We start from the raw sequence: 20,454 nt of genomic DNA, 5'->3' as shown, positions 1-20,454 counted from the left end.
AAAGGAGAAGAGCATGGCGGTGGGTCACTATCCGTTTCCACAAATGCCGCCCCTCGAGGGGGTGCGGCTTGGGTCTGCCATGGCGGGGATAAAAAAGCCCCAGCGCCGTGATCTCGTCGTCATCGAGCTGCCCGGTACCGCCACCATGGCGGGGGTGTTTACCCAAAATGCATTTTGCGCCGCGCCGGTGATGGCGGCAAAGGCGCATTTGCAGGATGAAAGCGTGGTGCCACGCTACTGGGTCATCAATACCGGCAACGCCAATGCGGGCACCGGTGAAGCGGGTATCAAAGACGCGTACCAGACCTGCCAGGCGCTGGCGGATCAGGCCGGCGTTTTTAAACACCAAGTACTGCCGTTTTCGACCGGCGTGATTGGCGAGCCGCTGCCCATGGAGCGCCTGTTGGCCGGTCTTCCCGCCGCCTTCCAGGCGCTGGACGATGGCCCCGAGGCCTGGGCATTGGCCGGGGAGGGGATTTTAACCACCGACACCCGCGCTAAAGGCGCCACGGTGACCGCAGAGATCGACGGCCAAGCCTTTAACATCAATGGGATCACCAAAGGCTCGGGCATGATCAAGCCCAACATGGCGACCATGCTGGGCTTCGTGGTCACCGATGCGAGCATCGAGCAGCCCCTGCTGGCCCGGCTTCTGCGCGAAACCGTGGATGAATCCTTCAACGCGATTACCGTGGATAGCGACACCTCGACCAACGATGCCTGTATGCTGGCCGCCACCAACACCGGCGTACGGGTGGAAACCGATGAGCAGATCGCGGTATTCAAGCAAGCGCTTGGCCAGGTAATGACCCGGCTTGCGCAGTCGATCATCCGCGACGGTGAAGGCGCCACCAAGTTCGTCACCCTCGAGGTGGACGGCGCTGAGAGCGTCAAGGAGGCGCGAGACGTCGCCTTTACCGTGGCCCATTCGCCGCTAGTGAAAACCGCGCTGTATGCCTGCGACGCCAACTGGGGGCGTATTCTGGCCGCCGTTGGCCGCGCGCCGGTCGAGGCCTTCGATGTCAGCCGGGTGGTGATCGACCTGGGCGATGTCCGGCTGGTCGAACACGGCGGCCGAGCGGCGAGCTACTCGGAAGCCGAGGGTAGCCGCGTGATGGCCGAAGAAGAGATCACGATCCGTATCCAGCTCGGGCGGGGCGATGCCCGCGCCACGGTGTGGACCTCGGATCTTTCCCACGATTACGTATCGATCAACGCCGACTATCGAAGCTAGCCGGCGCCTGGTCGAGTAGCGTTTATAGTAAAGTTTAGTCCTGTGCAGTTAAGCGCTACGCGATGTCATAGCGCTCCAATGTGGAAAACACGTAATGAATGTAATGGTAAAACGACGGGTTCACGTCGCCGCGGCCGCCATCGTTAGCGCGGACAAGAAGCATGTGTTGATCGCCCGCCGGCCTTCCAACGTGGATCACGGCGGTCTATGGGAGTTTCCCGGGGGCAAGCTGGCACCTTACGAAACCGGTCTTGAAGGGCTCAAGCGCGAGCTTCACGAGGAGCTTGGCGTCGAGATCCGCCGTGCCCAGCCGCTCATTCGCGTTCATCACGAGTACAGCGACAAACATATCCTGCTCGATGTTTGGCTGGTGCATGAGTTTGCCGGCGAGCCTTTCGGGCGTGAAGGCCAGGCGGTGCGCTGGGTCGCGATGGAAGACCTGGCCGGCTACCCCTTCCCGGCGGCTAACCTGCCGATCTTGCGCGCGGTCATGCTGCCCAAGGAGTATCTGATCACCGGGGAGGAGCCCGACGATGAGCGCTTCGAGGCGCTGTTGCGCCGCGCCCTCGACGAAGACGGCGTGCGTTTGGTCCAACTGCGGGCCAAGGGGCTCGAACGCGATGCTTATCTCAAGCGCGCCGAGAAGGCACTGGCGCTTTGCCGCGAATTCGGCGCCAGGCTGTTGCTCAACGGCGAGCCGGATATTTTGGAGCAGGTGGAGGCCGATGGTATTCATCTGACCAGCCAGCGCCTGATGGAGCTGGAGCGCCGTCCCATTGCCGAGGGCAAGTGGCTTTCGGCATCGACCCACGACGAGGAGCAGCTCGACAAGGCGCGAGGCCTGGGCTGCGACTTCGTTACCCTTTCGCCGCTTCGCACGACGCCTTCGCATCCGGATGTCGCGCCCATGGGCTGGCACGACTTTCAGCAGCTGGTCGAGCATGCCGGCATGCCGGTTTTCGCCCTCGGTGGCATGACCCGCTTTGACGCCAATCACGCGCGCGCGGTTGGCGCCCAGGGCATCGCGTCGATTCGCGATTTCTGGAAGTAGCTACCTGGCCTTTCGAGTGCCCCGGTTAGGGGCTGCTCGAAAGTGCTAGCGTAAGGCATCGAAAAGCACCGGCGTCCTTGAGGGCGCCGGTGCTTTTGTTTAATCGCGGTAGCGGCGGGTCAAGTCAGCGTAGGCGTCGACCCGGCGGTCGCGAAGAAACGGCCAGATACGCCGGGTATCCTCGCTTTTAATCATATCGAGGGTGGCCACGAGCTGCTCGGTGCGCGTCGAGGCGTGGGCCAGAAACTCGCCCTGGGGGCCGCAGATGAAACTGCCGCCCCAGAAGTCGACCCCGGCGCCGACCCCGGAGTGGTCTGGCTCGAAACCGACCCGGTTGGCGGCCAGTACCGGCAGGCCATTGGCGACGCCGTGGGCGCGCTGCACCAACGTCCAGGCGTCCTTCTGGCGCGCCTTCTCTGCATCATCGTCATTCGGGTCCCAGCCGATGGCGGTGGGGTAGAGCAGTAGCTCTGCGCCGGCCAGCGCCATCAGGCGTGCCGCTTCCGGGTACCACTGATCCCAGCACACCAAAACGCCAAGCCTTCCCACCGAGGTGTCGATGGGGGTAAAGCCTTCACCCCGGGCGGCGTCGACATCGCCCGGGGTGAAGTAGAATTTTTCATAAAAGCCCGGGTCGTCGGGGATATGCATCTTGCGGTACTGGCCCACTCGCCCCTTGGCGCCGTCATACACCACCGCGGTATTGTGGTAGAGCCCGGCGGCGCGCTTTTCGAAAATCGAGCCGACCAGCACGATATCGAGCTCCCGGGCCAGGGCCGCCAGGCGCTGGCCCGTGGGGCCATCCAAAGGCTCGGCCAGGTCGAAAAGCGCCGGGTCTTCGTACTGGCAGAAGTAGTGCGTAGCATGAAGCTCCTGCAAAAGCACCAGTTTCGCCCCCTGGGCGGCGGCGTCGCGCACGCCTTTTTCACTCTCGGCCAGGCTCTGGGCCTTGTCCGGCCAAGCCGCTTGCTGGATCACTGCCACGCTCAAAGTGTTGCTCATGGTGCCTCCTCGAAAAGGGCCTGGTTAAGCGTGCCCTTGGGTAGCTGCATGGTTAGACAATGCAGGCTACCGTGTTGGCGAATCACGCTTTGACACTCGATGGGAATGATGGCGTGTTCGGGGAACGCGCTGGCCAAAGCGTTCAATGCCGCCAGGTCGTTGGCGTCGGCGTAGGTAGGCACCAGTACGGCGCCGTTGATGATGGTGAAGTTGGCGTAGGTGGCCGGCAGGCGGTGGCCATCCTCGGGGTCGAACGCCGCCGCGGGCCAGGGCAGGGCGATCAAACGGTAGGGCTCACCGTTTGATTGACGAAACCCCTGTAGTTCGGCCTCCATCGCTTTGAGCGCCGGATAGTGTGGGTCTGTCTCGTCGTCGCAGCGCACGTAAGCAATGGTCGTGGGGCTGCAAAACCGGGCCAGGGTGTCGATGTGGCTGTCGGTATCGTCGCCGGCCAGGTAGCCGTTTTCGAGCCACAGTACCCGGTCGACGCCCAGATCCGCTTTTAGCGCGCGCTCGAGCGCCTCGAGGGAGTAGTCCGGGTTGCGGTTCGGGTTTAAAAGGCATGCTTTAGTGGTTAAAAGCGTCCCCTGACCATCGGTTTCGATACCGCCACCTTCCAGCACCAGCGACTTGCTCACCACCTTGCAGGCCCAAACTCCTTTGCTATCGAGGGCTTTCGTCAAGGCATCGTCGCGGCGGGCGGGGAACTTGCCGCCCCAGCCGGTAAAGGTGTAGTCGAGAAGTGCCATTTCGCCGTCCGCGCGGATCACCCCAAGCGGGCCGTGATCCCGCGCCCAGGTATCGTCGGTGGCGGCTTCGATGAGCAGCAGCCGCGCGCGGGAAACGCCCAGGGTGGCAAAACGTTCGCCAAGACGCGTCTTTGTGGCGGTATCCGGTACGCTGACGACAACGCGCTGATAGCGCGCAGCGGCCAGCACGATGCGCTCGAGCGTTGCCTCGATACGCTCTAAAAGGGGCTGCCAGTCGCCGTCCGGGCGCGGCCAGGTGAGCTGCAGGCCATCCTGGGGGTGCCATTCCGGCAGTAAACGGTCAGTAGGGTGTGCCAAGATTGCATGCTCTCGTTGCCAAAGAAGAGACCGGGCTTGGGTACCGGCCAAAGGGCGCAATGTAGGGGCTCGCCCGCCAAGTTGCAAGTCATCCCCCGCGCCACCGCGCCGGGTAAAAGATTACTTCTGTCATGCGTGTTTACCCATGCAGGGCGTATAAAAAAACCGTACCATGGGCGCCATATAACCAAGGAATGATGCCATGCTTGATCGTTTGCCTTTTTTGGTGGGGCTGCGCTACGTGCGCGCTAAACGCCGAAACCACTTTATTTCGTTTATCTCGTTGATTTCGATGCTGGGTTTGACGCTGGGCGTCACGGTGTTGATTCTCGTGCTGTCGGTGATGAACGGCTTCGACTACGAGCTGCGCACGCGCATTCTGGGCATGGTGCCGCACACCAAGATCGAGTATCAGCCCGGGCTCGTCGAGTGGGAGGCGCTCGCCGACCGGCTGATCGAGCGCGACCGCGTCATCGGCGTGGCCCCCTACGTGGAGCAGCAGGGCATGTTCTCGGCCAGCGGGCGCAACGAAGGCGCCATGGTGACCGGTATCGACCCGGCCTGGGAGGATCAGGTATCGATCATCGGCGATCACATGCGCCGGGGCGAGCTTGAAGATCTAGCGCCGAACGAGTGGAACGTGGTGCTGGGCTCGATACTGGCCAGCCGCCTGGGCGTCGGCGTCGGCGACCGGGTGACGCTGCTGGTCCCCGAAGCCTCGATTACTCCGGCGGGCGTCTTTCCGCGCCTCAAGCGCTTTACGGTCAGCGGTATCTTCAGCGTCGGGGCTGATCTCGACGGCAGCCTGGCCTACGCCAACATCGAAGACATGCAGACCCTGGCGCGCCTTGGCGACGCCATCGGCGGCCTGCGCCTCGAGCTCAACGACCTGTTCGTGGCCGGTAGCGAAACCCAGGCGATCGTCAACGACCTGGGCCCGGGCTATGTGGGCCGCGACTGGACCTTTACCCAAGGCAGCCTGTTCCAGGCGATCCAGATGGAAAAGCGCATGATCGGGCTGTTGCTGACGGTGATCGTGGCGGTCGCTGCGTTCAACATCGTCTCGACGTTGGTCATGGTGGTCACCGATAAGCGCGCGGATATCGCCATTTTGCGCACCCTAGGCGCGACGCCGCGCTCTATCATGGGGATCTTTATCGTTCAGGGGTTGACCATCGGCATCATCGGCATCGCCCTGGGGGTGTTGGCCGGGGTGGTGCTGGCGCTGACGATCTCGGATGTCATCGGCTGGTTCGAAGGCATCACGGGCATTCAGTTCCTCGACTCCGGCGTCTACTTCGTCAGCCACCTGCCGTCGCGGCTGCTGTTCGACGATATTCGTAACATCGTGCTGGCCGCTTTCGGTCTTACTTTCCTGTCGACGCTTTATCCCGCCTGGCGGGCCGCGCGCGTACAGCCGGCGGACGTACTGCGCTATGAATAAGGACGCGCCCATGAACTCAACGATTTCCCAGGCTCCGGTCATGCTTTCCTGCCAGAACCTGACCCGCGTATATAGCGTCGGCCCCCAGGAGTTGACGGTGCTGGATCAGCTCAATCTCGAGGTGCGCGCCGGCGAGCGCGTCGCCGTGGTGGGTAGCTCCGGTTCCGGTAAAACCACGTTGCTGAATATGCTGGGCGGGCTGGACCGGCCAAGCGAGGGCAGCGTGATGATCGCCGACGAATCCCTGGCCGGGCTCAATGAAACGCAGCTGGGTCGCTTTCGTAATCGCTATATCGGCTTTGTATACCAGTTTCACCATCTGCTGGCCGAGTTCAGCGCCGTCGAGAACGCGGCGCTTCCCTTGATCATTCGGGGCCAGCGTAAAAAAGACGCCGAAGAGCGGGCGATGACGATTCTGGAGCGGGTCGGGATGAAGTCACGGGCGGAGCACAAGCCCGGCGAGCTTTCCGGCGGCGAGCGCCAGCGCGTGGCGATCGCTCGGGCACTCGTGACCGACCCAAGCCTGGTGCTGATGGACGAACCCACCGGCAATTTGGATCAAACCACCGCCAGCACCATTTTGAGTTTGATGGACGAGCTTGCCCGTGAGAGCGCCTGCGCGTTCGTGATCGTGACCCACGACGTGGCCCTGGCGGCCCACCAGGACCGGGTCCTGCGTCTTAATGCGGGAAGGCTGCAAGAGGAAGTGACAGCGCCCGTTTAGGGCGCTTCGTCTTGCTCGTCCAGTTCGGCTTCCATGGTCGCCCGGCGCTGCTGGCGTTTGAGCCGGCGGCGCTTCCAGCTTTGCGAGACGTGCCAGCGCCAGATCAGCCGAATGACCACGTTGGCCGCCACGGCGAGAATCAACGCCGTCACGATAGAGCCTAGAAAAAGAGGCGGAAGCAGGTCGTGCATCTGCTCGGCCAACCAGCGGGTCGAAATACGTGACGGTGCCTCGCGCACCGGCGCGCCCATCAAAAACGTTCCCACCCGATAGTTGAAATAAAAGATCACCGGCATGGTCAGCGGATTGGTAATCCAGACCAAGCTCACCGAAAGCGCCAGGTTGCAGCGCCCGATGCGCGCACCCAGTGCCGCGACCATCATCTGCAGCGGGATGGGCAGCATGGCGCAGAAAAGCCCGACGCTAAAGGCGTTGGCGACACTTCTGCGGGTCAAGAGCCACAATCCGGGGTCGGCAATCAAGGGCGCCATGAAGCGAAGCGAGCGCTGGCGCCTTAACGTATCGGGCTTGGGCATGTAGCGCTGCAGGAAACGGCGCGGCATGTCGGTTACTCTTTGAAATAGTGCGCTCTATTATCCACATCGCACGGCGTTTAGGCTACGCCGAGCGTTGAACGCCGGCCACGGAGGGGACGATGCGGGCAGGGGGAGTCATACCGGCGGCGGTGGCAGCGCTTGGCGGGGCGCTTTTGGCATGGCTAAGCGGCCCCGGCGGGCATTGGGGCGTGGCCATCGGCGCGATCCTGCTGGCCGCGCTTTTGATGGTCAACCGCACGCCGCGCACGTTTGCCCTGCTTTTGATCGGTGCCTGGGTGTTCGTTGGGATTCAAGTTGAGTGGCAGCGCGCGCTCCCCGCAGGGCTTGGTGGCGAGGATCTCCTCGTCGAGGCGCGCGTCGACAGCGTTAAGCCTCTGGCGGGCGCGACGCGGCTGACGCTGCGCGTTGACCGGTGCGAAAGCCGGCCCCATCGCTTGAGCTGCGAGTCGCTCAAACGCGTGCGCGTCACGGCCTACAGCGATACATCGTATCGAGCCGGCGAGCAGTGGCGACTGACGCTCAGGCTGCGCCCACCGCGTGGTTTTACCAACCCCCATACCTTCGACTACGCCCAATGGCTTTGGCGCGAGGGCATCCACGCGACGGGCTACGTACGTGAAAGCCCTGCACCGCTTCGCTTGAAAGACGCATGCTCTACGCTTAAAAAGCGCGCACTTGCGAAAATCGCGGACACCGACCTTGCCGATCGAACCAGGCGCTGGCTGGCCGCACTTACGCTGGGTGAGAACTCTCAACTGACCCAGGACGACTGGGCGCTATTGAACGCCACCGGCACGACGCACCTGGTGGTGATCTCCGGGCTGCACGTCGGGCTGATCGCCTCGTTGGTTTTACTGATCGCCCGGTTCGCGGCACGCCTGCTCACCCCGCTCGACTGGCGGCTGCGTGCCTGGCCCTGGTGGGCGGCGGGGGCCGCCTGCGTGGGCTACGCCTTACTGGCCGGTATGGGGCCGCCTGCCATGCGCGCCATGGTGATGACGCTGCTCGGGCTCTGGGTGCTGAGCGGGCGCCACGCGCCCGGGCCCTGGCAGGCCTGGTGGTTGGCGCTTTTATTGATCGTGCTGCTCGACCCGCTGGCCCTGTGGCGCCCCGGGCTTTGGCTCTCCTTTGTCGCGGTCGGGTGGCTGATCGTTATTTGGCAGGGCCGCGCCCGGCCCTCGGGGGTGAAAGGCTGGTGTTGGGCGCTGGTGCGCACCCAGCTACTGCTGGCGCCGCTCATGGCGGCAGCGGTCCTGGTCGCCTTTGGCCGGGTAGCCCCGGGCGCGCCGCTGGTGAATCTGCTGGCCGTGCCCTGGGTCAGCTCGCTCATGGTGCCGCTGGCGCTACTGGGTTGGCTGTTGGCGCCGCTTCCCTACGTCGGCGTGTTCGTGTGGTGGGGCTTCGAGCAGGCGCTCGGTGTTTTTCATGGTCTGTTGAGCCTGACCCTCGGCGCGGCGCCGCTTTGGGAGCCCTCGGCGTCGCTCAAGCTGCCGCTGGCGGCGGCCCTGTTGCTCGTGGCGCTTTGCTTTGGGCTTGCCTTCGTGCCGCGTTGGCTGCGCGCGGCGGCGCTGCTGGTGACCGCCGCGCTTGTCCTGGCGCATCAGCCGAGCGCTTTGGCGCCGGGCGTTTTACGCGTCACCGTATTCGATGTGGGCCAGGGACAACTGGTCGAGCTCGAGAGCGCGTCCTGGCGCATGCTTTACGATACCGGTCCGCGCTTTCAAAGCGGCTTCATGCCGCTGGAGACGCTTTGGGCGCCGGGCCAGCGCTTCGATCAAGTGATGGTCAGCCACAGCGATATCGACCACGCCGGCGGAGTGGCGGCCCTGTTGCGCGAACACCGCGCCGCACAGTGGCGGGCGCCCCAGGGCGAGGCCTTGCCCGTTTCGTTCGAGCACTGCGTAAGAGGCCAGCACGAAGAGCACGACGGCGTCAGCTATCGCGTGCTTTGGCCGCCGGCGGGGGAGAATCAGCTAACCCCCAACGAGCGCTCGTGTGTGTTGGAGGTCAGCATTGGCGAGCACCGGCTTTGGATCACCGGTGACGTGGGCCGTGACACCGAGCGGCGCCTGGTGGGTGATATCGAATCCCCCATAAGCGTGCTGGTCGCCGGGCACCACGGTAGCCGCACAAGCTCCGGCGTTCAGTTCGTCCGCGCCAGCCGCCCGCAGCACGTGGTGTTCAGCGCCGGGCGGGATAACGCTTTCGGCCATCCGGCGGATGACGTCGTGCGCCGTTTTCGACGAAACGGCAGCTGTCTTTGGAGCACCGCCCAGCACGGGGCGCTGACGTTTTACCTAAAAGCGGGCCGTGAGGTCGAAGTGTCGCCGCAGCGCGGTATCGATGGAGGGCGTAAGCGGTGTTGATACGCGGCGCCTTAAGGTAGAATCCTGCGCACTGCACATCACGCCAGGAGCCCGTGTGACCGATTCGAGTTGGGTGTTGTATAAACGCTTACTGAGCTACGTAAAGCCGCACTGGAAAATGTTCGCGCTGGCGATCATCGGCTTTTTGATTTACGCCGCCTCCAGTACGGCGCTGGCCGAGATGATGAAGCGCCTGATCGACGGAATTCAAAATCCGGACGCGGCGTTTCGCTTCTTTTTGCCGCTGTTCGTCGTGCTGATGTTCGCCTCCCGCGGGATCGGCACGTTTTTGAGCACCTATTACATGGCCTACGTGGGGCGCTATGTGATCCATACCCTGCGCTGCGATGTGTTCGATCATATGCTGCATCTGCCCGGGCGTTTTTTCGACCAGCACTCGAGCGGGCATCTGGTGTCGCGGGTGACCTACCATGTCGAGCAGGTGGCGGGGGCGGCGACCAATGCGGTCACCGTGATTCTGCGCGAAGGGCTGTTCGTCATTGGGCTGGTGCTTTATCTGCTCTGGACCAACTGGATGCTCACGCTGCTGTTTCTGGGCGTGACGCCGGTGATCGCGGTCGTGGTGAGTTTCGTGAGCAAGCGCTTTCGCAAGATTTCCAAACGCATCCAGAACTCCGTGGGCGACGTGACCCACGTGGCGTCCGAGGCGCTGTCCGGCTACCGAGTAGTGCGTACCCATGGTGCCGAAGCCTTCGAAAAGCAGCGCTTCGAGAAGGCCAGTGAAGAGAATCGCCGCCAAAGCATGAAGCAGGCGATGACCCGGGCGGTCAGTTCGCCGGTGATTTTGATGCTGGTGGCGGTCTCCATGGCGCTATTGGTGTGGCTGGCCATGGCGCCCGCCTTCATGGCGAATATGACGCCGGGCGAGTTCGTCGCCTTCATCACCGCCGCCGCGCTGATGATCAAGCCGGTGCGCCAGCTCACCGAAATCAACGGCGACATTCAAAAGGGCCTGGCCGCCGCCGCCGAGCTTTTCGGGGTGATGGACCTAAGCGTCGAGCCGGATAACGGCACGCGGGAAGCGAAGGGCTTGAAAGGCGACGTGCGCATCGAAGGGGTGAGCTTTCGCTACGACACCGACCAGCCCGACGTGCTCCACGATATCAACCTGCATATACCGCCGGGGGAAATGGTCGCGATCGTTGGCCGCTCCGGTGGCGGTAAATCGACGCTGGTGGGGCTTCTGCCGCGCTTTTACCGGCCCACCGAAGGACGCATTTTAATCGATGGCGTGAGCGCCGATGAGTACGCACTAAGCGGGCTGCGTCAGCAGATCGCCATCGTTTCGCAACAGGTGACGCTGTTCAACGCAAGTATCGCGGCCAACATCGCCTACGGCGTGGACGCTCCGGATCTTGAAAAAGTGAAACAGGCCGCCGAGGCCGCCTACGCCAGCGAGTTCATAGAAAAACTGCCCCAGGGCTATGACACCGTGGTGGGCGAGAACGGCCTTATGCTCTCCGGCGGACAGCGCCAGCGCCTGGCCATTGCGCGGGCGATCTTCAAGGATTCACCGATTCTGGTCTTCGACGAGGCGACCTCGGCGCTCGACTCCGAGTCCGAACGCTACATTCAAAAGGCGCTGGAGCACGTTTGCCAGGGCCGCACGACGCTGGTGATCGCCCACCGCCTGTCGACCATCGAACGCGCGGACCGAATACTCGTCATGGATCAGGGGCGCGTGATCGAAGAGGGCACCCATCAGGCGCTGCTGGAAAAACGCGGGGCCTACGCCGGCCTTCATCAAATGCAATTTCAGGAGCACGTGTGAGCTTTGCAAGCCGCTGGCTGGAGGGCGTTTATAAAAAAACCGCCCGACAGGCGCCGTGGCTTGTACCGCTGTACCCGCTGGGCGCGCTCTATGGCGCGGTGATGGCGCGGCGTTTCCACGCTTATGCGTCGGGTAAAAAGCCCGTTTGGCGGGCACCGGTGCCGGTCATCGTGGTGGGCAATATCACCTTGGGCGGGACCGGCAAATCGCCGCTGGTGGCCTGGCTTGCCAATCTGCTCCAGCATCACGGATGGCGACCCGGTGTAGTGACCCGTGGCTACGGTGGCCGCGCACCGCGCTACCCGCTGGTGGTGAGTGATACCACCAGCCCCGCCCATAGTGGTGACGAGCCCCTGATGCTTTTCAAACAAACCGGTGTGCCGGTGGTGGCGGACCCCAGACGAACCCGCGGGGCTAAAAAGCTGATCGAGCTGGGTTGCGATATCGTGATCAGCGACGACGGCCTGCAGCACCTGGCGCTGGCTCGGGATATCGAGCTATTAGTCGTCGACGGCGCCCGGGGGCTTGGCAACCAGCGCTGCCTGCCCGCCGGGCCGCTTCGCGAGCCGGCCCAGCGCCTTTCAAGCGTGGATGCGGTGATCGTCAACGGCGATTTGGCCAAGGCGCTGCCGGTCGAGGCGGTCGCGATGACGCTTGCCCCGGCGCGGTGGCGGCGGGTAAGCACCGGTGAGCACGCAGCACTGACACCGCTGCCGTTCAAGTTGCCGGTTCACGCCGTGGCGGGTATCGGCAACCCTGCGCGCTTTTTTAAAACCCTCGAAACACTTAACGTAACGGGTGAGATGCACCCGCTTGCAGACCACCAGACGTTTACGGCGCGTACCTTTGACTTTACGTCCAGGCGTGCGCTCGTGATGACGGCCAAGGACGCGGTAAAGTGTCAGTCGCTCGTTCCTTTTGACAGCTGGGCACTGGAAGTCGACGCCGAGCTGCCCGGGGAATTCGAAGCCTGGCTGCTCGAAAAGCTGGTAACGCGGTCTACGAATAGATCACTATCGACGAACACAGACGAGGAAGGCGCTCATGGATAAGGAACTCTTGGCAATGCTGGTTTGCCCACTCTGCACCGGTAAACTCGACTACGTCCGCGAGGCGCAGGAGCTTACCTGCCACTACGACGGTCTGGCCTACCCGATTAAACAAGACATTCCGGTGATGCTGCCGGAAGAGGCGCGGGTGCTTAGCGCCGATGAGAAGCTCAACCGCTCACCGGGGCGTACAGGGCAGGCGTGATGACGGTACCAACGACCGATCCGAGGGCCGACTTCATCGTCGTCATTCCCGCGCGGTTTAACTCCTCGCGGCTGCCCGGTAAACCGCTCATGGAGATCGCCGGTGAGCCCATGGTGGCCCACGTATGGCGGCGCGCCTGTCTAAGCCTTGCCCGCCGTGTCGTGGTGGCGACCGACGATGCGCGCATCGAGGCGGCACTTTTGCCCTATGGGGCCGAGGTGGTCATGACCCGGGACGATCATCTCTCCGGCACGGACCGGCTGGCCGAGGTGGCGGATATTTTAGGGCTTGCAGGCGATACGCTGCTGGTCAACGTACAGGGCGATGAGCCGCTGATTCCCCCGGCGCTGATCGATCAAGTGGCCGAGCGTTTGGCGTGCGATGCCGACGCCGCCATGGCCACCCTGGCCGAGCCTATTCACGATATCGAGACGCTTTTCAATCCCAACGCGGTAAAGCTCGTTCGCACCCACGCCGGGCGGGCGCTCTACTTCTCCCGCGCGCCGATTCCCTGGGACCGGGAGCAGTTCGCGCAAAAGCCGAGCCTTTTGAATACCGATGCTTGGCTCAGGCACATCGGCATTTACGCCTACCGGGCAAGCTTTTTGAGCGCTTACCAGAGCATGGCGCCTTCGCAGCTCGAACAACTCGAGCAGCTCGAGCAGCTACGCGCGCTCCAGCATGGCCACATCATCCAGGTAGCGCTTGCCTGCGAGCCCAACCCTGCCGGGGTGGATACCTTCGAGGATCTTGCCAAGGTGCGCTTACTCATCGACCAAGCGGAGTCTCAATGACGCGGGTACTGTTCGTCTGTTTAGGAAACATTTGCCGCTCGCCCAGCGCCGAAGGCTTTTTTCAAAAGGCGCTGGTCGAGGCGGGTTTGCAAGGTGAAATAGAAGTGGACTCTTGCGGCGTGGGCGATTGGCACCTGGGTAAGGCCCCGGATGCGCGCGCCCGGCAAGCGGCCAGCCGCCGTGGCGTGGATATCAGCCATCTGCGTGCTCGAAAGCTAAGCGTCGAGGACTTCAGCCACTTCGACTACGTATTGGGGATGGGCCACGCCAACATGGACGCCATTCGCGCGCTGGCGCCCCGGGGTAGCCGCGCCCGCACGGCGCTTTTTCTGTCCTACGCCGACAGCGTCGAGGCCGAGGTGCCGGACCCTTACTACGGTGGCGAGGAGGGCTTCGAACACGTGCTGGATCTGATCGAGTCGGCCTGTCAGGGCCTTCTCGACGCTATCAGGAAGGGGTGAGGGTGGCCTATCTAACCCCCCGGGTGGACCTGACCCTTGCCAATACGCTGAAGCTTCCCTGCCAGGCGGCCTTTGGCGCTCGTCCGGCCACGCTCAACGAACTACGCGGCGTGCTCAAGGAGTGCTGTGCAAACAACCTGGCGATCACGCTACTGGGCGGGGGTAGCAACGTGCTGCTGCCCGAACGTTTCGAGGGCGCGGCGGTGACGCTGGCCTTCGACCAGTGGTGGATAGAGACCCGGGGGCGCGAAGCCACCGTGTTCGCCGGCGCCGGCGTCAATTGGCACGAGCTGGTCATGGCGCTTGCCGCGCGGGGCTGGTGGGGGATCGAGAACCTGGCGCTGATCCCCGGTACCTGCGGCGCTGCACCGGTACAAAATATCGGCGCTTACGGGGTCGAGCTCAAGGACGTGATCGAAGGCGTCCAGGTCATGGAGCTTGCCAGCCAGCGCGCTTACTGGCTAACGGCCCAGGCGTGCGGCTTTGGCTATCGCGATAGCGTATTCAAAAACGCGCTGAGTGGGAAAGTGGCCATTACTCGCTTGGCGCTGAAGCTTACCCGCGATGGCGCCCCCCGGCTTGGCTACGGCGATCTGGCCCGCCGCGTACCCGCCAACGCCGGCCCGCTGGAGGTGGCGCAAGCGGTGGGCAGCGTGCGTCGGGAAAAGCTTCCGGACCCGGCAACGCTTGCCAATGCCGGCAGCTTTTTCAAAAATCCGGTGGTCGAGGCCGAGGCGGCGAAGGCGCTAGCCGAGCGCTACCCGGACATGCCGAGCTTCCCCCAGCTGGACGGGCGCTGCAAGCTGGCGGCCGGTTGGTTGATCGATCAGTGCGGGCTCAAGGGTAGCCGCGAAGGCGCATTTGGCGTACACGCGCGTCAGGCGCTGGTGCTGGTTCACTTTGGCGGTGGTACCCGCGAGGAGCTTTTAAGCTTTGCCCGGCGCATCATGGAAACGGTGCGTCAGCGCTTTGGCGTTACCCTGGAGCCGGAGCCGCGGGTGATCTAGCGCCGTTGGTGACCCCTGCGCTTTTGTAAGGCATAAAAAAACCCCGCGCCAGGCGGGGTTTTTTTGCGCACGCGGTTTACTCCTGGCCGGTGCTGCCTTGCTTGCGCTTTTCACGCGGGTCGTTATGCGCCCGCCGGCGGCGCTTTGGCGCCGTTTTGGGGCTGGCGTCCTCTTCCTGCGGCTGGCTTACCTGCTCGGAAGCCTCGACCTTGTCGGCCATGTCGTCAGAGCGCTTTTGTGCTTCGTCCGTGTCAGTGGCCGCGGTGGGCTCTGTCTCGTCCGACGCTTGCTCCAGCGGTGTAGCCTCGGCCAGCGTAGACGGCCTGGCTTGCTCGGTTTCCGCCGAAAGGTCGCTTTCCGGGGAGGTCAGGGGTGCATCCGTCGCCTGGTCGGCTTCGCGCTTTTGCGGCGCTGCCTCGGCTTCGACGTTCACTTCACGCGTCTCCTCGACAGGCGCCTGCTCCTCGACGGGCGCGGCGTTTTCACGCTGCTCGTCAGCCGCAACGGAGCTGGCGGGCTCGGTTTCGAGCGCTTGTGGAGCGGCGTTTTGCTCGAGGGTTTCAGCCTGAGGGGTTTGTTCGGCTAGCGTGGCTTCTTCAGGCTGGGGCACTTCGCGGGTTACCTCATCCTGAGCGCTTGTCGGCGCACCGTCTTGCTCGAGCCGGTGTTCGGTTTCGGCTTCCACGGCGGGGGCGGTGGTTGCCTTAACCTCTTCGGCCTGCTCGACCGCGTCGGGCTTGGCGTCGTCGACGGGTTTGTCGGCCTCGGCTATCGGCGCCTCGGATTCTACCGGCGCCGCTTTGGCCGCGGGCGACTCGAGCGTTTCGCTCGGGGCCGCCTGGCCAGAGGTATCCTCAGCGGCGTTCTCGGCAGGCGCTTCAACGGCTGCTTCGGTCGTCGGCGCGACGCTTTCCGGCGTTTTCTCCTCGGCTACCTGGGCGGCGGCCGGCTCGCTAACCGGGCCTGGGGCGTCGCTACCTGTATCCTCCGGCGCTGGCGCCTTGGCGGCTTCGGCTTGAAGCGCTAGCTGCTCGGCTTCGGCTTTTGGGTTGACGGCCTGCTTGCGCGAGCGGTTGCGCGGGTTGTTGCGCGTACGCTTGGGCTTGCCGTCGTCTTTGGGGGCGTCCTGCTGGGCTTCGGGTTTCGTCTCGGCTTTGGCTTCCTGCTTGGGCTCGGACTCCTTGGCGCCACGGTTCGATTCGCTTTTAGGCTTGTTGGCTCGGCCATTTTCCTGGGGCGTCTCTTTGGCGCTGTCCTTGCCAGCGTCCCGGGGCTTGTCGCGGCGGCTATCCGAGCGCTTGTTTTGCGGCGCTGGGGCGCTGGCTTCGCTCTGCTCGGCCTGGCGCTCGCTTTGGCGCGCCGGTTTGGCGGCGTTTTCGCCCTGTTTCTGCTCGCTGCCCGGGGCGTTACGGCGACGATTGCGCGAGCGGCTCGGGCCGCTACGCTTGTCGCTGGCGTCGTCCTGGCTCTTGGCGGGGGCGGTGCTGCGTGCATCGGAGGCGCTCGGCTCGCTTTGCGGTGTGGCGCTTTCCGGGCGTCTCTCGCGGGCGGGCTTGTTGGCGCGCTCGCCGCCGCGCTCGCTGCTTTGCGTCTTGCGGGCAGCGGGCTCGGCAGCCGGCTTGCTCCCGGGGCTTGCGGTGTCGTCGCTACCGAGGAGCTTGGCAAAGCCGCGGATCAAGCGGCCCAGTACGCCGGTCTCGGCGCTATCGGCGCTTTCGACTCTGGCGCTACTGGCCGGGGTTTCTTCGTTTTGCAGCGACGCCGGCGCCGGGGCGTTATGGGTCACGGTCTTGACCGCGGCTTCGGCGCGCTGGGCCGGCGGGGCGAAGCTTGCGTCGGGCTCTTTACCGACCTCGGTATCCAGGGACAGCTCGTAGCTTGAAAGCGTATGGCTTTCGTCTTCGTCGAGGTGGTCGTTACGCAGGCGCTGCACGTCGTAGTGCGGCGTGTCCATGTCCGGGTTGGGCAGCAGTACCACGCGAACGTCTTGCCGCGCTTCGATATCGGCGAGCACGCTGCGCTTTTCGTTCAGCAGGTAGGTGGCGACCGGCACCGGCAAAATGGCGCGGATCTGGGCGCTACGCTCTTTCATGGCTTCTTCTTCGATCAAGCGCATGATCGAGAGCGACAGCGAACGCACATCGCGAATGGTGCCTTGGCCGTTACAGCGCGGGCAAACCACGCCGCTGGTTTCGCCAAGCGAGGGGCGCAGGCGCTGGCGCGACATTTCCATCAGGCCAAAGCGGGAAATTCGCCCGACCTGTACCCGCGCGCGGTCGAGCTTGAGCGCGTCGCGCATGCGGTTTTCCACTTCGCGCTGATTGCGCGCCGGGCCCATGTCGATGAAGTCGATGACCACCAGGCCCCCGATATCGCGCAGGCGCAGCTGCCGGGCGATCTCGTCGGCGGCCTCGGAGTTGGTCTGCAGGGCGGTCTCTTCGATGTCGCTGCCCCGGGTGGCCCGCGCCGAGTTGATATCGATGGAGACCAGCGCTTCGGTGTGGTCGATCACGATCGAGCCGCCGGAGGGCAGCTTCACTTCGCGCTGATAGGCGGTTTCGATCTGCGATTCGATCTGAAAGCGCGAGAACAGCGGTACTTCATCGGTATAAAGCTTGATCTTCTGCTGGTAGGAGGGCATCACCTGACGGATGAAGCTCAGCGCCTCGGCGTGGATCTCGGGGCTGTCGATCAATACCTCGCCGATGTCCTGGCGCAGGTAGTCGCGCATGGCGCGAATGATCACATTGGATTCACGGTAAACCAGAAACGGCGCCGGGCGTTTGGAGGCTTCCGCGGTTACCGATTCCCATACCTGGGCGAGGTAGTCCAGGTCCCACTGAAGTTCTTCGGCGCTTCGGCCGATACCAGCGGTGCGCACGATCAGGCCCATCTTGTCCGGCACGGTCATCTGCGACATGGCGTCTTTTAGCTGACTGCGGTCGTCACCCTCGATGCGCCGCGAAATGCCGCCGGCCCGGGGGTTGTTGGGCATCAGCACCAAAAAGCGTCCGGCCAGGCTGATAAAGGTGGTCAGCGCCGCCCCTTTGTTGCCGCGCTCCTCTTTATCGACCTGAACGATGACTTCCTGACCCTCTTTCAGGACTTCCTTGATGCTGGGTCGGCCGGAAACGTCCTTGAGGAAATATTCCCGGGAAATCTCTTTTAGCGGCAAAAAGCCGTGGCGCTCGGCGCCGAAATCGACGAACGCCGCTTCGAGCGAGGGCTCGACGCGGGTGATTTTGCCGCGGTAGATGTTGGCTTTTTTCTGTTCGCGCGCGCCGGATTCGATATCCAGATCGTACAGGCGTTGACCGTCGACGAGCGCAACCCGCAGCTCTTCTGGCTGGGTTGCGTTGATGAGCATTCTTTTCATGGTGTCTCGCAAAGCGTGTGCACCGATCCGCCGTCAAGGCGGTAGCGTCGACGAATCGCTTTTGCTGCGTGCTTGTGCTCGGCGCATGGCTATGCTGACGCATTGAACCGGGGGCGTGGTGGCCCGCCGGTTGGTGGGCGTTGAGTACGTGGCGGAGGCAGGACGTGTTTCGGTGGCTTGTGCGTCCATCCGGCCCTGCTGACACCGCCAACACCTGGCATTCATCGATTCGTCAACGCCGGTATCGGCACAGCGTTGATCCTGACGCCCAAGGTCGAGAAGGTGCAGCAAAGCGGCTCGGCCTTGGACGTTACGTGTATTCAAATCACTCATGGCGGCCAATCAGGTAGCGCCATGGACTCTATCGTTTGAAAAACGGTAGAGGTCTTTCATTTCTAACCTTCGGTCATGGGTAATGCGTACACTAATCCATAAAACCTTTGCTCGGGCCTGCGTGTTAGTCGGGCAGGCGCTTGCGTATGGCGTAAGACGAGAGGCGGGCGCTTAAAACGCGATGACCGCAGCGTTCGTCGGGCTGACCTTACGGTGGGTCACGCCATACCAATGAGCCGCCTCGAATATAACAGTAAAGCCAACCGCCAGCAATTGACGCAATGGCTCGAGCACTACGTTAGAATGGCGCTTTAGCCTGATATTGTAAAAACCGACCAGGAGCATGCGGCGATGGCCGAAGGGCGTGAAGTACAGTGGGTGGAAATCGCCCCGGAACAGGCGGGTCAGCGTATCGATAATTTTTTGATGACCCGTTTAAAAGGGGCGCCCCGCGCCTTGATCTATCGCATCGTGCGTAAAGGTGAGGTGCGCGTTAACAAAAAGCGCGTCAAGGTCGACTACCGGCTAACCTCCGGCGATCTGGTCCGGGTGCCGCCGCTGCGTTTGGCGCCCCGGGAGGCGCAAAAAGAGGTGAGCGACAACCTGCGCGACTTGCTGATCGGCAGTGTGATCATGGAAGGCCCGGACTGGATGGTGCTCAACAAGCCTTCGGGGTTGGCGGTCCATGGCGGTAGCGGGGTGAAGATCGGTCTGATCGAGGCGCTTAGGCAGGTGCGTGATGACCTGAGCTTTTTGGAGCTTGTCCACCGGCTCGACCGCGACACGTCTGGCTGCCTTCTTCTGGCCAAATCCCGCGAGGCGCTGGTCACTTTGAACGAGTCGCTTAAAAAGCACGGCATGGACAAGCGCTACGTGGCCCTGGTCAGCGGGCGCTGGCCGGCGCGCAAGACCTACGTCAGTGCCCGGCTGGATCGTTATGATGCCGGTAACGGCGAGCGTCGTGTGCGGGTCGACCCGAACGGCAAGGTCTCGCGCACCCACTTCCAGGTGCTCGAAACCTTCGAGAAGGCCACGCTGATCGAGGCCGAGCCCGTGACCGGGCGCACCCACCAGATTCGCGTGCACGCCACTCACGCAGGCCACGCGCTTTTGGGCGATGACAAGTACGCCACTAAAGAGAGTAATTACATGACCCGCCAGCTCAAGGTCGAACGGCTTTTTCTTCACGCCCGCGCGTTGACCTTTCCCGAGCCGGGTAACGGGCGCCCGGTCACGGTAAAGGCGCCGCTGCCCGAGGCACTGGAATCCGCGCTTGCTCGCGCGCGCCGTTGAGGAGCGATCCATGCGTTTTGAGCTCATCATTTTCGACTGGGACGGCACGCTGATGAACTCGGTGCCGAAAATCGTCGCCTGTATGCAGGCCGCCGCTCTGGAAGCCGAGTGGGGCGAGCTCGCGGTGGGTGATATCGAAAACATCATCGGTTTGGGCCTTCCCGAAGCGATTGCGACTCTCTGCCCGGGCATTCGACCCGCCCAGGCCGAGACCCTCAGGCAGCGCTACTCGCACCACTTCGTACACCTGAATACTACGCCCATGCCGTTTTTCGACGGGGTCGAGGAAGGGCTCGAGCGCCTGCGCTCAACGCCCGGTCAGCGGCTGGCGGTGGCAACGGGTAAAAGCCGCCGCGGGTTGGACCGTATTTTTGAGCAAACGCATAGCGGCGGTTTTTTTCACGCAAGCCGCACCGCCGACGAAACCCGCTCCAAGCCCCACCCGCAAATGCTCAACGAGCTTTTAACAGAGCTCGATGTCGACGTGTCGCGGGCGGTGATGGTGGGGGATACCGAGTATGATCTGGAAATGGCCCGCGCGATCGGTATGGATCGGGTCGGGGTGACCTACGGTGTGCATACACCGGCCCGTTTGAAAGCGAGCGAGCCCAAGTGGGTGGCACACAGCGTGGATGATCTCTTCAACTGGCTTGACGGCACCAGGCCGGCAACCTTGTAACCGACTGCGTACAGGAAACA

At 63.3% G+C, this 20,454-nt stretch carries 18 protein-coding genes; 14 read left to right on the top strand and 4 right to left on the bottom strand.

Annotation, left to right across the window (positions count from 1 at the left end):
• The first annotated feature begins 13 nt into the window (after positions 1-13).
• Together argJ and ACWHVV_RS10410 are read left to right on the top strand one after the other, a co-directional pair.
• The gene (argJ, locus tag ACWHVV_RS10415; RefSeq protein WP_447926186.1) at positions 14-1,234 is read left to right on the top strand and encodes a bifunctional glutamate N-acetyltransferase/amino-acid acetyltransferase ArgJ; all 1,221 of its coding nucleotides are present in this window, start codon (positions 14-16) and stop codon (positions 1,232-1,234) included.
• Between the two features lie 103 nt (positions 1,235-1,337).
• On the top strand, positions 1,338-2,285 hold the full coding sequence (locus ACWHVV_RS10410) for a Nudix family hydrolase (protein ID WP_447929138.1): 948 nt from the start codon (positions 1,338-1,340) through the stop codon (positions 2,283-2,285).
• Between the two features lie 99 nt (positions 2,286-2,384).
• Here ACWHVV_RS10410 and ACWHVV_RS10405 read toward each other — a convergent pair whose 3' ends face one another.
• Positions 2,385-3,287 (bottom strand): carbon-nitrogen hydrolase, encoded by a 903-nt coding sequence (locus ACWHVV_RS10405; RefSeq protein WP_447926185.1) that lies wholly within the window; start codon positions 3,285-3,287, stop codon positions 2,385-2,387.
• Complete coding sequence (locus ACWHVV_RS10400; RefSeq protein ID WP_447926184.1) at positions 3,284-4,354, bottom strand: agmatine deiminase family protein; 1,071 nt, start codon at positions 4,352-4,354, stop codon at positions 3,284-3,286. Before ACWHVV_RS10400 ends, ACWHVV_RS10405 begins: the two co-directional genes overlap by 4 nt.
• 202 nt (positions 4,355-4,556) lie before the next feature.
• Between ACWHVV_RS10400 and ACWHVV_RS10395 the strand changes: the two genes are divergently transcribed.
• The gene (locus ACWHVV_RS10395) at positions 4,557-5,798 is read left to right on the top strand and encodes a lipoprotein-releasing ABC transporter permease subunit (protein WP_447926183.1); all 1,242 of its coding nucleotides are present in this window, start codon (positions 4,557-4,559) and stop codon (positions 5,796-5,798) included.
• A 10-nt stretch (positions 5,799-5,808) separates the two neighbouring features.
• The gene (locus tag ACWHVV_RS10390; RefSeq protein ID WP_447926182.1) at positions 5,809-6,522 is read left to right on the top strand and encodes an ABC transporter ATP-binding protein; all 714 of its coding nucleotides are present in this window, start codon (positions 5,809-5,811) and stop codon (positions 6,520-6,522) included.
• Here ACWHVV_RS10390 and ACWHVV_RS10385 read toward each other — a convergent pair.
• Positions 6,519-7,085, bottom strand: coding sequence for a DUF2062 domain-containing protein (locus ACWHVV_RS10385; protein WP_447926181.1), 567 nt, complete (start codon positions 7,083-7,085; stop codon positions 6,519-6,521). The genes ACWHVV_RS10390 and ACWHVV_RS10385 overlap by 4 nt on opposite strands.
• 92 nt (positions 7,086-7,177) lie before the next feature.
• On the opposite strand from ACWHVV_RS10385, the gene ACWHVV_RS10380 reads away from it, so the two are divergent.
• The 7 genes from ACWHVV_RS10380 to murB are packed head-to-tail and all read left to right on the top strand — an operon-like array spanning position 7,178 to position 14,753.
• A complete protein-coding gene (locus tag ACWHVV_RS10380) occupies positions 7,178-9,445 on the top strand; it encodes a DNA internalization-related competence protein ComEC/Rec2 (protein WP_447926180.1) in 2,268 nt (755 codons plus the stop codon).
• Between the two features lie 55 nt (positions 9,446-9,500).
• Positions 9,501-11,237: a lipid A export permease/ATP-binding protein MsbA gene (msbA, locus tag ACWHVV_RS10375; protein WP_447926179.1), complete on the top strand. Its 1,737-nt coding sequence runs from the start codon at positions 9,501-9,503 to the stop codon at positions 11,235-11,237.
• Positions 11,234-12,289 carry a tetraacyldisaccharide 4'-kinase gene (lpxK, locus tag ACWHVV_RS10370; protein ID WP_447926178.1) on the top strand — a complete coding sequence of 352 codons (1,056 nt, stop codon included), beginning with the start codon at positions 11,234-11,236 and terminating at the stop codon, positions 12,287-12,289. Before msbA ends, lpxK begins: the two co-directional genes overlap by 4 nt.
• Entirely contained in the window at positions 12,282-12,491 is a 210-nt protein-coding gene (locus ACWHVV_RS10365) for a Trm112 family protein (protein WP_447926177.1), read from the top strand. Before lpxK ends, ACWHVV_RS10365 begins: the two co-directional genes overlap by 8 nt.
• Positions 12,491-13,285 (top strand): 3-deoxy-manno-octulosonate cytidylyltransferase, encoded by a 795-nt coding sequence (kdsB, locus tag ACWHVV_RS10360; protein ID WP_447926176.1) that lies wholly within the window; start codon positions 12,491-12,493, stop codon positions 13,283-13,285. Before ACWHVV_RS10365 ends, kdsB begins: the two co-directional genes overlap by 1 nt.
• The gene (locus tag ACWHVV_RS10355) at positions 13,282-13,746 is read left to right on the top strand and encodes a low molecular weight protein-tyrosine-phosphatase (RefSeq protein ID WP_447926175.1); all 465 of its coding nucleotides are present in this window, start codon (positions 13,282-13,284) and stop codon (positions 13,744-13,746) included. Before kdsB ends, ACWHVV_RS10355 begins: the two co-directional genes overlap by 4 nt.
• Before the next feature lie 2 nt (positions 13,747-13,748).
• Positions 13,749-14,753: a UDP-N-acetylmuramate dehydrogenase gene (gene murB / locus ACWHVV_RS10350; RefSeq protein ID WP_447926174.1), complete on the top strand. Its 1,005-nt coding sequence runs from the start codon at positions 13,749-13,751 to the stop codon at positions 14,751-14,753.
• A 76-nt stretch (positions 14,754-14,829) separates the two neighbouring features.
• Here the strand turns inward: murB and rne are convergent, their stop codons facing one another.
• Entirely contained in the window at positions 14,830-18,129 is a 3,300-nt protein-coding gene (rne, locus tag ACWHVV_RS10345) for a ribonuclease E (protein ID WP_447926173.1), read from the bottom strand.
• A 177-nt stretch (positions 18,130-18,306) separates the two neighbouring features.
• Between rne and ACWHVV_RS10340 the strand changes: the two genes are divergently transcribed.
• From ACWHVV_RS10340 to ACWHVV_RS10330, 3 genes are all read left to right on the top strand, one after another.
• A complete protein-coding gene (locus ACWHVV_RS10340) occupies positions 18,307-18,501 on the top strand; it encodes a hypothetical protein (protein ID WP_447926172.1) in 195 nt (64 codons plus the stop codon).
• 312 nt (positions 18,502-18,813) lie between these two features.
• A complete protein-coding gene (locus tag ACWHVV_RS10335; RefSeq protein WP_447528990.1) occupies positions 18,814-19,755 on the top strand; it encodes an RluA family pseudouridine synthase in 942 nt (313 codons plus the stop codon).
• Between the two features lie 10 nt (positions 19,756-19,765).
• Entirely contained in the window at positions 19,766-20,434 is a 669-nt protein-coding gene (locus ACWHVV_RS10330) for an HAD-IA family hydrolase (RefSeq protein WP_447926171.1), read from the top strand.
• Positions 20,435-20,454 lie beyond the last annotated feature (20 nt).

This window comes from Vreelandella sp. EE27, assembly GCF_968206495.1.
This window is presented reverse-complemented; position numbering and strand designations above follow the sequence as displayed.

Excerpts from the sequence above, each read along its gene's own strand:
- ACWHVV_RS10380 (WP_447926180.1), top strand. The coding sequence starts at position 7,178 with ATGCGGGCAGGGGGAGTCATACCGGCGGCGGTGGCAGCGCTTGGCGGG.
- rne (WP_447926173.1), bottom strand. The coding sequence starts at position 18,129 with ATGAAAAGAATGCTCATCAACGCAACCCAGCCAGAAGAGCTGCGGGTT.
- ACWHVV_RS10385 (WP_447926181.1), bottom strand. The coding sequence starts at position 7,085 with ATGCCGCGCCGTTTCCTGCAGCGCTACATGCCCAAGCCCGATACGTTA.
- ACWHVV_RS10330 (WP_447926171.1), top strand. The coding sequence starts at position 19,766 with ATGCGTTTTGAGCTCATCATTTTCGACTGGGACGGCACGCTGATGAAC.
- ACWHVV_RS10365 (WP_447926177.1), top strand. The coding sequence starts at position 12,282 with ATGGATAAGGAACTCTTGGCAATGCTGGTTTGCCCACTCTGCACCGGT.
- ACWHVV_RS10335 (WP_447528990.1), top strand. The coding sequence starts at position 18,814 with ATGGCCGAAGGGCGTGAAGTACAGTGGGTGGAAATCGCCCCGGAACAG.
- ACWHVV_RS10405 (WP_447926185.1), bottom strand. The coding sequence starts at position 3,287 with ATGAGCAACACTTTGAGCGTGGCAGTGATCCAGCAAGCGGCTTGGCCG.
- ACWHVV_RS10410 (WP_447929138.1), top strand. The coding sequence starts at position 1,338 with ATGGTAAAACGACGGGTTCACGTCGCCGCGGCCGCCATCGTTAGCGCG.
- ACWHVV_RS10355 (WP_447926175.1), top strand. The coding sequence starts at position 13,282 with ATGACGCGGGTACTGTTCGTCTGTTTAGGAAACATTTGCCGCTCGCCC.
- ACWHVV_RS10395 (WP_447926183.1), top strand. The coding sequence starts at position 4,557 with ATGCTTGATCGTTTGCCTTTTTTGGTGGGGCTGCGCTACGTGCGCGCT.
- kdsB (WP_447926176.1), top strand. The coding sequence starts at position 12,491 with ATGACGGTACCAACGACCGATCCGAGGGCCGACTTCATCGTCGTCATT.
- ACWHVV_RS10390 (WP_447926182.1), top strand. The coding sequence starts at position 5,809 with ATGAACTCAACGATTTCCCAGGCTCCGGTCATGCTTTCCTGCCAGAAC.
- argJ (WP_447926186.1), top strand. The coding sequence starts at position 14 with ATGGCGGTGGGTCACTATCCGTTTCCACAAATGCCGCCCCTCGAGGGG.